This is a genomic window from Parageobacillus caldoxylosilyticus (genome assembly GCF_019272935.1).
Lineage (GTDB): Bacteria > Bacillota > Bacilli > Bacillales > Anoxybacillaceae > Saccharococcus > Saccharococcus caldoxylosilyticus.
This window is the reverse complement of sequence record NZ_CP040553.1, coordinates 633144-646896: the sequence shown is the minus strand read 5'-3', so window position 1 is coordinate 646896 and position 13753 is coordinate 633144. Positions and strand designations below refer to the sequence as shown.

General features: G+C 47.0%; 13 protein-coding genes. All 13 read left to right on the top strand.

Features of this window, described 5'->3' with window-relative positions:
• Nucleotides 1-49 precede the first annotated feature (49 nt).
• The 13 genes from BV455_RS03245 (at nt 50) to flgB (ending at nt 13752) form a co-directional block, all read left to right on the top strand.
• On the top strand, nt 50-832 hold the full coding sequence (locus tag BV455_RS03245) for a ribonuclease HII (RefSeq protein ID WP_017437104.1): 783 nt from the start codon (nt 50-52) through the stop codon (nt 830-832).
• A gap of 19 nt (nt 833-851) precedes the next feature.
• Complete coding sequence (locus BV455_RS03240; RefSeq protein ID WP_218687753.1) at nt 852-2441, top strand: hypothetical protein; 1590 nt, start codon at nt 852-854, stop codon at nt 2439-2441.
• Entirely contained in the window at nt 2438-2710 is a 273-nt protein-coding gene (locus tag BV455_RS03235) for an EscU/YscU/HrcU family type III secretion system export apparatus switch protein (RefSeq protein ID WP_017437102.1), read from the top strand. Before BV455_RS03240 ends, BV455_RS03235 begins: the two co-directional genes overlap by 4 nt.
• Nucleotides 2711-2851: 141 nt before the next feature.
• Nucleotides 2852-4012, top strand: a complete 1161-nt coding sequence (gene sucC / locus BV455_RS03230) for an ADP-forming succinate--CoA ligase subunit beta (RefSeq protein ID WP_017437101.1) — start codon at nt 2852-2854, stop codon at nt 4010-4012.
• Between the two features lie 17 nt (nt 4013-4029).
• The gene (gene sucD, locus BV455_RS03225; protein WP_017437100.1) at nt 4030-4932 is read left to right on the top strand and encodes a succinate--CoA ligase subunit alpha; all 903 of its coding nucleotides are present in this window, start codon (nt 4030-4032) and stop codon (nt 4930-4932) included.
• A gap of 76 nt (nt 4933-5008) precedes the next feature.
• Complete coding sequence (dprA, locus tag BV455_RS03220; protein ID WP_017437099.1) at nt 5009-5890, top strand: DNA-processing protein DprA; 882 nt, start codon at nt 5009-5011, stop codon at nt 5888-5890.
• A gap of 102 nt (nt 5891-5992) precedes the next feature.
• Nucleotides 5993-8068, top strand: a complete 2076-nt coding sequence (gene topA, locus BV455_RS03215) for a type I DNA topoisomerase (protein WP_017437098.1) — start codon at nt 5993-5995, stop codon at nt 8066-8068.
• A 21-nt stretch (nt 8069-8089) separates the two neighbouring features.
• Nucleotides 8090-9409, top strand: a complete 1320-nt coding sequence (gene trmFO / locus BV455_RS03210) for an FADH(2)-oxidizing methylenetetrahydrofolate--tRNA-(uracil(54)-C(5))-methyltransferase TrmFO (RefSeq protein ID WP_017437097.1) — start codon at nt 8090-8092, stop codon at nt 9407-9409.
• Between the two features lie 39 nt (nt 9410-9448).
• Nucleotides 9449-10351, top strand: coding sequence for a tyrosine recombinase XerC (xerC, locus tag BV455_RS03205; RefSeq protein WP_017437096.1), 903 nt, complete (start codon nt 9449-9451; stop codon nt 10349-10351).
• Between the two features lie 28 nt (nt 10352-10379).
• On the top strand, nt 10380-10922 hold the full coding sequence (gene hslV / locus BV455_RS03200) for an ATP-dependent protease subunit HslV (RefSeq protein ID WP_017437095.1): 543 nt from the start codon (nt 10380-10382) through the stop codon (nt 10920-10922).
• A gap of 19 nt (nt 10923-10941) precedes the next feature.
• Nucleotides 10942-12339, top strand: a complete 1398-nt coding sequence (gene hslU / locus BV455_RS03195) for an HslU--HslV peptidase ATPase subunit (RefSeq protein ID WP_218687752.1) — start codon at nt 10942-10944, stop codon at nt 12337-12339.
• Between the two features lie 37 nt (nt 12340-12376).
• Nucleotides 12377-13156 carry a GTP-sensing pleiotropic transcriptional regulator CodY gene (gene codY / locus BV455_RS03190; protein WP_218687751.1) on the top strand — a complete coding sequence of 260 codons (780 nt, stop codon included), beginning with the start codon at nt 12377-12379 and terminating at the stop codon, nt 13154-13156.
• Nucleotides 13157-13359: 203 nt separating this feature from the next.
• The gene (flgB, locus tag BV455_RS03185) at nt 13360-13752 is read left to right on the top strand and encodes a flagellar basal body rod protein FlgB (protein ID WP_042407108.1); all 393 of its coding nucleotides are present in this window, start codon (nt 13360-13362) and stop codon (nt 13750-13752) included.
• Nucleotide 13753: the final 1 nt, after the last annotated feature.

Sequence of the window (13753 nt, the reverse complement as noted above, 5' to 3'; positions counted from 1 at the left end):
GCAGTAATGCCGATATAAATGATAGAAAAAAGGAGAGAGGACAAGCAGCATGGAACAATATACGGTCAAAGAGATACAGGCATTGTTGCGGCAAATTGATGACGAACATGACCCGCTGCTTGAAGCGATCATGCAAGATGAGCGGAAAAGCGTGCAGCAGCTGGTGGCGCGCTGGCGGAAACAAAAAAAACAGGAAGAACAAGCAAAAAGGCAATGGGAAGAAATGACCCGCTATGAAAGGCAATTGTATGAGAAAGGAATCGAGTGGATTGCCGGCATTGATGAAGCGGGGCGGGGCCCGCTTGCCGGACCGGTCGTGGCGGCGGCGGTCATTTTGCCAAAAGACGCCTATATTCCCGGCTTAAATGATTCAAAAAAGCTTTCGGAAGCAAAGCGGGAAACCCTGTTTCATGCGATTCAATCATGCGCTGTTTCGATCGGCATCGGCGTGGTCACTGCGGCAGAAATCGATGAAATCAACATTTATGAAGCGACAAAAAAAGCAATGGTCAAGGCGGTGCAGCAGCTTTCTCCGCAACCGCACTATTTATTCATTGATGCGATGGCACTTCCGATCCCGACGCCGCAGCAAAGCATTATTAAAGGCGATGCCAACAGTGTTTCGATCGCTGCTGCCTCCATTATTGCCAAAGTGACGCGCGACCACTTTATGAAGCAGCTGGCAAAGCGCTATCCGCAATACGGATTTGATAAAAATATGGGGTATGGCACGCGGCAGCATTTGGAAGCCATTCGTACGTACGGCGCCATTGAGGAGCATCGCCGCTCTTTCTCGCCGGTAAAAGAGATGCTTGAAGAGACGAACAAATAAAGCGGGGGGAGCAAGAAAAATGATGGAGCGCATCGACAAAGCTTTTTCCGTTTCTCCTGCCCCTGATGCCACCTATCACCGTTTTCGCCACGGACAGGTGATTGTCGGAAAAATTGAAAGCATACAAGAAGAAACGCAGAAAGGAAAAACAGCGCTTGTACGCGTCGGCGAGCAGCTCGTTACCGCACGCCTGCAAACGTCGTTACAAGCTGGGAATTCTTATTTGTTTGAGGTAAGACATGAAAATGGCGAAATTTATTGGAAGCCGATCTCCAAACAGCCGAAGCGCCATCTGACGTCTTCCATCCAAAACGATGAAGCGGCGCAATATTTGCTGCAAAAATGGAAGTTGCCAAAAGATTTATATCCGCTATTACGTTTTGCGTTGGCGGAAAAAATACCGATTACGAAAGAAGAACTGTTTTATATCGCTTCGTTAGTAGAGAAGGTCGAACATAAAAAAGAGGGATTGTCTGTTTTGGAATATATGTTGGTCCAGCGCCTCCCGATGACAAAAGATATTTTCTTTTCGCTGCTTGCGGTGAAAACGAATCCACCGCTTTTTTATCAGCTGCAACACGTTGAAAGCCGCCTCGCTTCGCTGCCGCCGCACCAGCCGGAGCCGGTCGAGGCGCTGCGCCGCTACATTCAACAAATGTTCCACACGCCGGTTCATGCCTATGAAAGCCTTGTCAAATTGCTGCAATCCCTACAGCAGCCGGAGCCAAACGCGGCGCAGCAACTGTTGAACAGGCTGGGGGTGTCCGTGCCGGAAATTGCCGCAGATGAGCTGGCCAAACTGCAAGCAGCAATGGAAAAAAGAGATTTCCCGCAAGTCAAGCAGCAGTTGCAGCTATTATTCTCTCCATTTGATGAACAAACGTTTCTAGAACGCTTTCAAACCGTTTTCGCTTCCTATCAGGCCGGTTTGCTTCCGAATGAGGAACAGCGGCTTTTTTCTGCGGTGTTGGCTGACGCAGATATTGCGTTATCAATGTTTCATCTGCTAAAACAATGGTTGCCAAAGCTTGGGGTTGGCGATGAAGCGAAGATCCGCCGCGCATTAAAAACAAACACTTTCCATGAAGCGGCGTTTTCATCGTTAAAGACGCTCCTTTTGCAAGCGTTGGAAGATGTGAATGATCCGGCATTAAAAGAAAGGCTGCAAACACTTCTGCACCATATTAATGGCCAACAGCTGCTATCGGACATCGAAGGACCCATCCAGCATCTATTTGTGCAAATTCCGTTTCAGCTCGGCCGGCAGCACACGGATGCAACGATTTATTGGCAAGGAAAAAGACAAAGAGATGGAAAAATCGACCCTGATTACTGCCATATTGTGTTTTGCTTATTTCTTGATCACTTAAAAGAAACCGTTGTCGACGTGCGCGTTCAGCAGCGGATCGTTCATATTTCTGTTTTCAATCCTGCCCCGCGCTTGCCCGAGCTGGCAAACGCCTTGCAACCGATGCTGAAAGAGCGGCTTGCCGCGCATGGCTATACGCTGTCGGCTTTGAAAGTGGAAGCGGTGGCAGCAAAAAAAACGCTGCTGCCTATCGATGCTGCGTTTGACAAGCGCTATAGCGAGGTGGATTACCGCATATGAAAAACGAAAAAAAGCAGGCGGTAGCTCTTTCCTATGACGCGAACGTGCAGGAGGCGCCGATCGTAGTGGCGAAAGGAAAAGGATACGTCGCGGAAGCAATCATTGCCGCGGCCAGACAGCACGGCATTCCGATCCAGGAAGATCCGTCCCTTGTCCAATTATTAAGCGAATTGGAAGTAAATGAAATGATTCCCGAAGATTTATATGTCCTTGTTGCCGAATTGTTTGCCTTTATTTATCATCTAGACCGGCAGGCAAAAATGGAATAAACCTGCTTCCAGCAAGGGATTGGGAGATTTTACTGTTTTTAAATTTTTCAATTTTGTGTCGAAATGGTGGACAATATAGAAAGTGTCATTATAAAATGAAAGCGCTAGAATTTTTTTAGTTTATACATAGGAGGTTGGCGCATGAATATTCATGAATATCAAGCAAAAGAAATCCTCAGAAGCTACGGCGTTAGCGTGCCAAACGGCCGCGTAGCGTTCACTGTTGAGGAAGCGGTAGAAGCGGCAAAAGAATTAGGGACTCCTGTCTGCGTCGTTAAAGCGCAAATTCATGCCGGCGGACGCGGAAAAGCCGGAGGGGTAAAAGTAGCGAAAAGCTTGGATGAAGTTCGTACATATGCGAACGAACTGTTGGGAAAAGTGCTTGTCACCCATCAAACAGGTCCGGAAGGGAAAGAAGTAAAGCGCTTGCTTATTGAAGAAGGATGCGACATTAAAAAAGAATATTACATCGGCTTAGTCGTCGACCGCGCAACTTCCCGCGTTGTTTTAATGGGTTCGGAAGAAGGCGGAACCGAAATCGAAGAAGTAGCGGCGAAAACGCCGGAGAAAATTTTTAAAGAATATATTGACCCGGCCGTAGGATTGCAAGCGTTTCAAGCGCGCCGTTTAGCGTTCAACATCAATATTCCAAAAGAGCTTGTCAATCAGGCGGTCAAATTTATGATGGGGCTTTACCAAGTGTTTGTTGACAAAGACTGCTCGATCGCCGAAATCAACCCGCTTGTTGTCACCGGCGACGGCAAAGTAATGGCGTTGGATGCCAAACTGAACTTTGATTCGAACGCACTGTACCGCCATAAAGACATTTTAGAATACCGCGACTTAGATGAAGAAGATCCGAAAGAAGTCGAAGCGTCGAAATATGATTTAAACTATATCGCGCTTGACGGCAATATCGGCTGCATGGTCAACGGCGCCGGCTTGGCGATGGCGACGATGGACATTATCAAATATTACGGCGGCGAGCCAGCCAACTTCTTGGATGTCGGCGGCGGCGCGACCGCGGAAAAAGTAACGGAAGCGTTTAAAATTATTCTTTCTGACCCAAACGTCAAAGGCATTTTCGTCAATATTTTCGGCGGCATCATGAAATGCGACGTGATTGCCAGCGGCATTGTTGAAGCAACGAAACAAGTCGGTCTCAATCTTCCGCTTGTCGTCCGTCTCGAAGGAACGAACGTCGAACTGGGGAAAAAGATTTTGCGAGAATCGGGTCTAAACATTACCGCTGCTGAATCGATGGCAGACGGCGCGCAAAAAATTGTCGAGCTAGTACGTTAAGAAAGTGAGGGAGAAACGTGAGCATTTTTGTTAACAAAGACACAAAAGTCATCGTTCAGGGGATTACAGGTTCGTCAGGGTTATTCCATACGAAACAAATGCTCGAGTACGGAACAAAAATTGTAGGCGGCACTTCACCTGGCAAAGGCGGAACGGAAATTGAAGGCGTTCCTGTATTTAACACCGTTGAAGAAGCGGTAAAGGCGACAGGAGCAAACGCGTCTATTATTTATGTTCCAGCCCCATTTGCCGCTGACGCGATTATGGAAGCGGTCGATGCGGAATTAGACCTTGTCGTTTGTATTACCGAAGGCATTCCGGTCTTGGATATGGTAAAAGTAAAACGGTATATGGAAGGCAAAAAAACGCGCCTCATCGGTCCTAACTGCCCGGGCGTCATCACGCCGGAAGAATGCAAAATCGGCATCATGCCTGGATACATTCATAAAAAAGGCCACGTCGGCATCGTTTCCCGCTCTGGTACGCTAACGTACGAAGCAGTTCATCAATTGACACAAGCCGGCATCGGCCAATCGACAGCAGTCGGCATCGGCGGCGACCCGGTCAACGGCACGAACTTTATCGACGTGTTAAAAGCGTTTAACGAAGATGAAGAAACATATGCCGTCATCATGATTGGCGAAATCGGCGGTACGGCAGAAGAAGAAGCGGCAGAATGGGTAAAAGCGAACATGACTAAACCGGTCGTTGGCTTTATCGGCGGTCAAACAGCGCCTCCAGGAAAACGGATGGGCCATGCCGGTGCGATCATTTCCGGCGGTAAAGGAACAGCGGCGGAAAAAATTAAGAAAATGAACGAATGCGGCATTAAAGTGGCAGAAACGCCGGCCGTCATCGGTGAAACGCTAATTTCCGTCTTAAAAGAACGCGGACTTTACGAAAAATGCAAAACTCATTAATAAATATTCATCGTCCCGCATCGTTTTTCATGCGGGACGATATTTTATATAAAATATTGATAGAAAGGAGAATAAGATGTACGATTCTGTTCGCGAACGGCTCATTCACCTGCATCATTGCCGCGGAGCGGGATGGAAAACGATACGCCGTTTATTTGACATGGATCCAACCTTTTCCTCCCTCTTCGCCTTATCCCCTGATGTTTTACAAACATACCTGTCTTTATCCCCGCAGCAGAGCACCGTCTTTTTCCAAGATTTATATTCCCCTCAGATTGAAAGTATGATAAAAACATATAGGGACAAAAATATTCACATCATCACTATTTTTGACTTAGACTATCCTCCTTTGTTAAAACATATATACGAGCCGCCATGGGTGCTGTATGCAAAAGGAAATACGAAGCTTTTGTCTAATTTAAAAATGATTAGCATCGTTGGCACAAGGCGGCCGACAAAAGAGGGGGCCGAATCGCTGCGCCAATTAGTTCCGCCGCTGGCGGCTGATGGCTGGGTCATTGTCAGCGGCCTGGCCGTAGGAATCGATACGATGGCCCATGAAATGGCGGTCGAAAGCGGCGGAAAGACGATCGCTGTAATTGGCGGAGGATTGGATCATATATATCCGCGGCAAAATGAAAAACTAGCAAAACAATTAATGGAGGAACATCTCGTTTTAGCGGAGCATCCTCCGCATATTCGGCCGCAAAAATGGCATTTTCCATCACGCAACCGGATTATTAGCGGACTATCGCTTGGAACGGTTGTTGTCCAAGCGAAAGCGAGAAGCGGCTCGTTAATCACCGCTCTCTTTGCCTTGGAGCAAGGGAGAGAGGTCTTTGCCGTGCCCGGACCGATTTTTTTAGAGCAAGCGAAAGGACCGAACATGCTCATCCAGCAAGGAGCAAAATTAGTTCAGTGTGCGGCCGATATAGCGGCGGAATTCCCTTACCTTTGAGACAAATCAACAACAATTTTTTTCATATCACGTTTGACAAATATCATAAGAATCATTAATAATAATGAAGATTTAAATTTACCTCTTAGGGGAGGAAGTTGGATGTCAGATTACCTTGTCATCGTGGAATCGCCAGCGAAAGCGAAGACGATTGAGCGATATCTAGGCAAAAAATATAAAGTAAAAGCTTCCATGGGACATGTTCGAGATTTGCCAAAAAGCCAAATGGGCGTTGATATAAATAACGGCTATGAGCCAAAATACATTACGATTCGCGGAAAAGGCCAGATTATTAAAGAATTAAAAACAGCAGCAAAAAAAGCGAAAAAAGTGTTTCTCGCCGCCGACCCGGATCGCGAAGGGGAAGCGATCGCCTGGCATTTAGCGAACATGCTTGATCTTGACATACATTCCGATTGCCGCGTTGTCTTTCATGAAATTACAAAGGATGCCATTAAAGAGTCGTTTCAGCATCCGCGTGCGATCAATATGAATCTTGTTGACGCGCAGCAGGCGCGGCGCGTTTTAGATCGCCTTGTCGGGTACAACATCAGCCCGCTGCTTTGGAAAAAAGTCAAGAAAGGATTAAGCGCGGGACGCGTTCAGTCTGTTGCCTTGCGCCTCATTATCGACCGCGAAAAAGAAATTAAACAGTTTCAGCCGGAAGAATATTGGACGATTCAAGCGGAGTTTGTGAAAGGAAACGAAACATTTACCGCTTCTTTTTACGGTGTCGACGGGGAAAAGATGGACTTAAAAAAGGAAGCGGACGTTTCTTCTGTGCTCGAGCGAATAAATGGCAATGATTTCACCGTCAAGACGGTAACGAAAAAGGAGAGAAAGCGAAATCCTGTGCCGCCGTTTACTACCTCCTCCTTGCAGCAAGAAGCAGCGCGCAAATTGAATTTTCGGGCGAAGAAAACGATGATGATCGCCCAGCAGCTGTATGAGGGAATTGACCTTGGCAGCGAGGGAACGGTCGGGTTAATTACGTACATGCGCACGGACTCAACAAGAATTTCCGAAAGCGCCCAGCAAGAAGCAATAACGTATATTGAATCGGTATTTGGCAAGGAATTTGTCACACAAGAAAAACGAAAAGAAAAGAAAAGTGCGAATGCGCAGGACGCTCATGAAGCGATCCGTCCGACATCTGCGTTTCGCGATCCGGAAAAGGTAAAACCGTATTTAACGCGTGACCAGTTTCGGCTGTATAAGCTGATTTGGGAACGTTTTATCGCCAGCCAAATGGCCGCTGCCGTATTGGATACGATGAGCGTCGAGCTCGAAAATGAGGGGGTCGTCTTTCGCGCCAGCGGCTCCAAAGTCAAATTTCCGGGGTTTATGAAAGTGTACGTAGAAGGAACGGACGATCAGACGGAAGAACAAGACCGGTTTCTTCCCGATTTACAGGAAGGGGAGAAGGTGGTCGGCAAAAAGATTGAACCGAAGCAGCATTTTACCCAGCCGCCTCCTCGTTATACGGAAGCGCGGCTTGTCAAGACGCTAGAGGAACTTGGCATCGGCCGGCCGTCTACGTATGCGCCGACGCTTGATACGATTCAAAAGCGAAACTACGTCGTGCTAGAAAATAAGCGCTTTGTTCCGACCGAACTCGGAGAAATCGTGCTGGAGCTTATTTTAGAGTTTTTCCCGGAAATTATTGATGTCGAGTTTACGGCAAAAATGGAGAAAAATTTGGATGAAATTGAAGAAGGCAAAGTAGAATGGGTCAAAGTGGTCGACGAATTTTACCGCGAATTTGAAAAACGGCTGCAAATCGCGGAAAAGGAAATGAAAGAAGTCGAGATTAAAGACGAGCCGGCGGGAATCGACTGCGAAGTGTGCGGAAGCCCAATGGTATATAAAATGGGACGTTTCGGCAAGTTTGTCGCCTGCTCGAATTTTCCGGAATGTCGCAATACAAAGCCAATCGTTAAGGAAATCGGCGTCAAATGTCCGAAATGCCATGAAGGCAATATTGTCGAACGCAGCAGCAAGAAAAAGCGGATTTTTTACGGCTGCGACCGCTTTCCGCAATGCGACTTCGTTTCATGGGATAAGCCGCTCGCCCGTCCTTGTCCGAAGTGCGGCGGACTATTGGTGGAAAAGAAACTGAAAAAAGGCGTGCAAGTGCAATGCACGGCATGTGACTACGAGGAAGAACCGCAATCGTAAGCGAATAAGGAGGAATATGACGTGAACGAAAAAACAGTAAATGTGGTAGGTGCAGGGCTGGCCGGCAGCGAAGCGGCATGGCAGCTTGCCAACCGGGGCGTCCATGTTCGTCTTTATGAAATGCGGCCGGTGAAACAAACGCCTGCCCATCATACCGATAAATTTGCCGAATTAGTTTGCAGCAACTCATTGCGTGCGAATTCGTTGACGAATGCGGTCGGCGTACTGAAGGAAGAAATGCGCCGCCTGAACTCCGTCATTATCCAGGCGGCGGATGCCTGCGCCGTCCCGGCGGGAAGCGCTTTGGCCGTCGACCGTCACGAGTTTGCCGAACGCGTCACCAATCTTGTGCAAGGCCATCCCAACGTAACGGTTATTCGCGAAGAAGTGACCGACATTCCAAACGGCCCGACGATTATCGCTACCGGACCGTTAACATCGCAAGCATTATCGGAGCGGCTTAAAGAGCTGACAGGCGAAGAGTATTTGTACTTTTACGATGCCGCTGCTCCAATTATTGAAAAAGACAGCATTAATATGGAAAAAGTGTATGTGAAATCACGCTATGATAAAGGGGAAGCGGCCTACATCAACTGCCCGATGACAGAGGAAGAGTTCAACCGCTTTTACGAAGCGCTTATTTCGGCGGAAACAGTGCCGCTAAAAGAATTTGAAAAGGAAATTTATTTTGAAGGATGCATGCCGATTGAAGTGATGGCGCGGCGCGGAAAACAGACGCTTCTCTTTGGACCGATGAAACCGGTCGGCTTAGAAGACCCGCGGACTGGAAAACGGCCATACGCGGTTGTTCAGCTGCGTCAGGATAATGCGGCGGGCACACTGTATAATATCGTCGGTTTCCAAACCCACTTGAAATGGGGGCCGCAAAAAGAAGTAATCCGCCTGATTCCGGGGCTGGAAAATGCGGAAATTGTCCGCTACGGCGTGATGCACCGCAATACATTTATCAACTCTCCAAAATTATTACGGCCGACGTATCAGTATAAGGGACGCGATGATTTATTTTTCGCCGGGCAAATGACCGGTGTGGAAGGATATGTCGAATCGGCGGCATCCGGACTTGTCGCCGGCATCAATGCGGCGCGGCTTGTATTGGGGCAAGAGCTTGTCGTCTTTCCACCGGAAACAGCCATCGGCAGCATGGCCCATTATATTACGTCGGCAGATCCAAAGCATTTTCAGCCGATGAATGCCAATTTCGGCTTATTTGCCCCGCTTGGGGAAAAGATCAAAGATAAACAGCGGCGCAACGAACGTTACGCACAGCGCGCATTGGACACAATTCAGAATTTTATAAAAAATGATTGCAAGGGCTACTAATATATGTTACTATTTAGTAGCCCTTGTGAGGTGTGGAAAATGGAAAATTCGAAAATTGCGTTACAATTGTTCATAGAATATTTACAAATCGAAAAAAATTATTCACAATATACTATTGTGTGTTACCGACAAGATATCGAACAGTTTTTCGAATTTATGAATGAGCAGGGGATTCAGCACTTACATGAAGTAACATATAGCGATGTTCGTCTTTATTTAACAAAACTCTACGGCCAAAAGCAGTCAAGCCGCTCCATTTCACGGAAAATGTCCAGTCTGCGCAGTTTTTATAAGTTTTTGCTGCGGGAGCGGAAAGTGAAGGAAAATCCGTTCGCACTTGCAGCGCTGCCGAAAAAAGAACAAAAAATTCCTAATTTTTTATACCCGCAGGAATTAGAATGCCTTTTTCATGTCAATGATGTAAATACGGCAATCGGACAGCGCAACCAAGCGTTGCTCGAGCTTCTTTACGCAACCGGCGTCCGTATTAGTGAATGTTGTCACATTCAGCTTTCCGACATCGATTTTTCTGTTTCAACGATTTTAATTCATGGTAAAGGCAGTAAACAACGCTATGTTCCGTTCGGCCGTTTTGCGAAAGAGGCGTTAGAACGCTACATCCGTCAGGGGCGGCGAGAGCTTCTTGAAAACGCGAAAACCGAGCATGCGTATTTGTTTGTCAACGCCCGCGGCAATCCGTTAACACCTCGGGGGGCACGTTATATTTTGGATGAAATCGTCAAAAAGGCGGCGCTTACGCAGCATATTAGCCCGCACGTATTAAGGCACACGTTTGCGACTCATTTATTAAATGAAGGAGCGGATATGCGCACCGTCCAGGAATTGCTCGGACATGCGCACCTTTCATCGACGCAAGTGTATACCCATGTCACGAAAGACAGACTCCGACACATTTATTTACATACGCATCCGCGGGCATAACTTTGCCGCCGGCAAGGAGGGAAAGGGAATGGAACAGTTTCACGCGACGACGATTTTTGCGATCCGCCATAATGGAAAAGCGGCGATGGCAGGGGACGGACAGGTTACATTTGGAAACGCGGTGGTCATGAAACATACGGCAAAAAAAGTGCGCCGGTTATTTCAAGGAAGAGTGTTGGCCGGATTTGCTGGTTCTGTAGCCGACGCCTTTACATTGTTTGAAATGTTCGAAGGAAAGCTGGAAGAGTTTAATGGCAACCTGCCGCGCGCTGCTGTGGAGCTGGCGAAAGAATGGCGCAGCGATAAAGTGTTGCGCCGCCTGGAAGCGATGCTGATTGTCATGGATGAGCGCCATTTGCTGCTCATATCGGGAACGGGCGAAGTCATCGAGCCGGATGATGACATTCTAGCAATCGGCTCCGGTGGAAACTATGCACTGGCGGCAGGGCGCGCGTTGAAGCAATACGCGGGAGAACAATTGTCGGCAAAAGAGATTGCCAAAGCGGCCCTAGAAATAGCGGCCAATATTTGTGTGTATACGAATGAGCACATTATTGTGGAGGAATTGTAAAACGGGAGGAGGGGCAGCGATGTCGGAAACACTTACACCTCGGCAAATCGTCGAGAAGCTCGATCAATTCATCGTCGGGCAAAAAGAAGCGAAAAAAGCGGTGGCGATTGCGTTAAGAAACCGATACCGCCGCAGTTTGCTTGACGAAAAATTGCGCGATGAGGTAGTCCCGAAAAACATTTTGATGATCGGTCCGACAGGGGTCGGCAAAACGGAAATTGCGAGACGGCTGGCAAAGCTGGTCGGGGCGCCGTTTGTGAAAGTGGAAGCAACGAAGTTTACCGAAGTCGGATATGTCGGCCGCGACGTCGAATCGATGGTGCGCGATCTTGTCGAAACCTCCGTGCGGCTTGTGAAAGAGCGGAAAATGAACGAAGTGAAAGATCGAGCCGAACAACAGGCCAATAAGCGGCTTGTCGAACTGTTAGTGCCAGGGAGACAAAAGCAAACGATCAAAAACCCTCTTGAATTATTATTTGGCGGCGGGCAATCGTATCAGCAAGAGACGAATCACGGACACGAAGACGAGCATATTGAACAAAAGCGGAAACAGGTCGCCTGGCAGCTTGCCAACGGTCAGTTAGAGGATGAAATGGTGACCATCGAAGTGGAAGAGCAGCAGCCGATGCTGTTTGATTTCCTGCAGGGAGCAGGAATCGAGCAAATGGGAATGAACATGCAGGATGCGCTTAGCAGCCTTATTCCAAAGCGCCGCAAAAAAAGAAGACTAAAAGTGAGCGAGGCGCGCAAAGTGCTGACGAATGAGGAAGCGCAAAAGCTCATTGATATGGACGAAGTCACGCAAGAGGCAGTGCGCCTCGCCGAACAATCCGGCATCATTTTCATCGACGAAATCGATAAAATTGCCCGCAGCGGGACATCGACGTCTTCCGCCGATGTGTCAAGGGAAGGGGTTCAGCGCGATATTTTGCCGATCGTCGAAGGTTCAACGGTCATGACCAAATACGGCCCGGTAAAGACCGATCATATTTTGTTTATCGCTGCCGGGGCGTTTCATATGGCGAAACCGTCTGATTTAATCCCCGAGCTGCAGGGGCGTTTCCCGATTCGTGTCGAGTTAACGAAACTTTCGGTGGACGATTTCGTAAGAATATTGGTAGAGCCTCATAACGCGCTGATTAAACAATATAAGGCGCTTTTGGCAATAGAAGGTATAAATCTTGAATTTTCTGACGATGCTATTCGTAAGATAGCCGAGGTTGCCTTTGAAGTGAATCAGACGACCGATAATATCGGGGCAAGACGCCTGCACACGATCATGGAAAAACTGCTCGAAGATTTATTGTTTGAAGCTCCGGATATTACGCTAGACAAAGTGGTGATTACACCGCAGTATGTCGAGCAAAAATTAGGAAACATTGTCAAAAACAAAGATTTAAGCGAATTTATTTTGTAACAAATGTAACAAAAAAAATAAGGAGGAGAATCAATCAATGAATTTATTAGAAAAGACAAGAAAAATTAACGCAATGCTGCAAAAAGCAGCCGGAAGACCAGTAAACTTTAAAGAAATGGCGGAAACGCTCTGCGAAGTCATCGAAGCAAACGTATTCGTCGTCAGCCGCCGCGGCAAGCTGCTTGGCTTTGCCATCAAACAATCGATTGAAAATGAACGAATGAAAAGAATGCTCGAAGAGCGTCAATTCCCGGAAGAATATACGAAAAACTTATTTAACATTACGGAAACATCCCCTAATATCGATATTAATAGCGAATATACCGCACTTCCAGTGGAAAATCGTGACTTATTTAAAACGGGATTGACGACGATCGTGCCGATCAACGGCGGCGGCGAACGCCTTGGAACGCTTATTTTATCGCGGTTAGATCGCGAATTTAACGATGACGACCTTATTTTGGCGGAGTACGGTGCAACGGTTGTTGGAATGGAAATTTTAAGGGAAAAAGCGGAAGAAATTGAAGAAGAAGCGCGCAGCAAAGCAGTTGTGCAAATGGCGATCAGCTCCTTGTCCTATAGCGAGCTAGAAGCGATTGAGCATATTTTTGAAGAATTAGAAGGTACGGAAGGGCTGCTTGTCGCAAGTAAAATTGCCGACCGCGTCGGCATCACCCGCTCGGTCATCGTCAACGCCCTCCGCAAACTAGAAAGCGCCGGCGTTATTGAATCACGTTCGCTTGGCATGAAAGGAACCTATATTAAAGTCTTAAATGATAAATTTTTGACGGAATTAGAAAAACTAAAATCCAGCTGATAGTAAAAAGGGTCTAAAGGCGGTATATGCCTTTAGGTCCTTTTTATTTCCAATTATAATGATTAAAAAACAAATTTCGACAATCCCCCCTATTGTTGTGATGAAAAATAGTACAATATTCCGGCTATACAATATTTTTTCACTCTCGTAAAATGAATAATAGCATATCTTGTCGAAAAACTAGGATAAAAGAGGGGATACCTTTGTCATTGTTTTCGCACACAATCAGGATGCTAGAACAAGGGCTCGATTATGCGGCATTGCGGGAAAAAGTGATTGCGAACAATATCGCCAATGCAGACACACCGAATTATAAAGCGAAAGACGTTCAGTTTAAGGCGGAACTAGTTCGTGCGATGCATTCGCTGGAGGCAAAACGGACGAATCCAAAACATTTGCCGTTTTCCCATTCAATGAATGAGAAATTTGTCGTAGCGACAAAAGGAAATTTAGTTTACAATCATAATGGAAACAATGTCGACATTGATCGTGAAATGTCAAATTTAGCAGAAAATCAAATTTATTACAATGCGCTAATCGAACGGCTGAACGGAAATTTGACAACGTTAAAAACCGTCATTAGGGGAGGAAAATAAT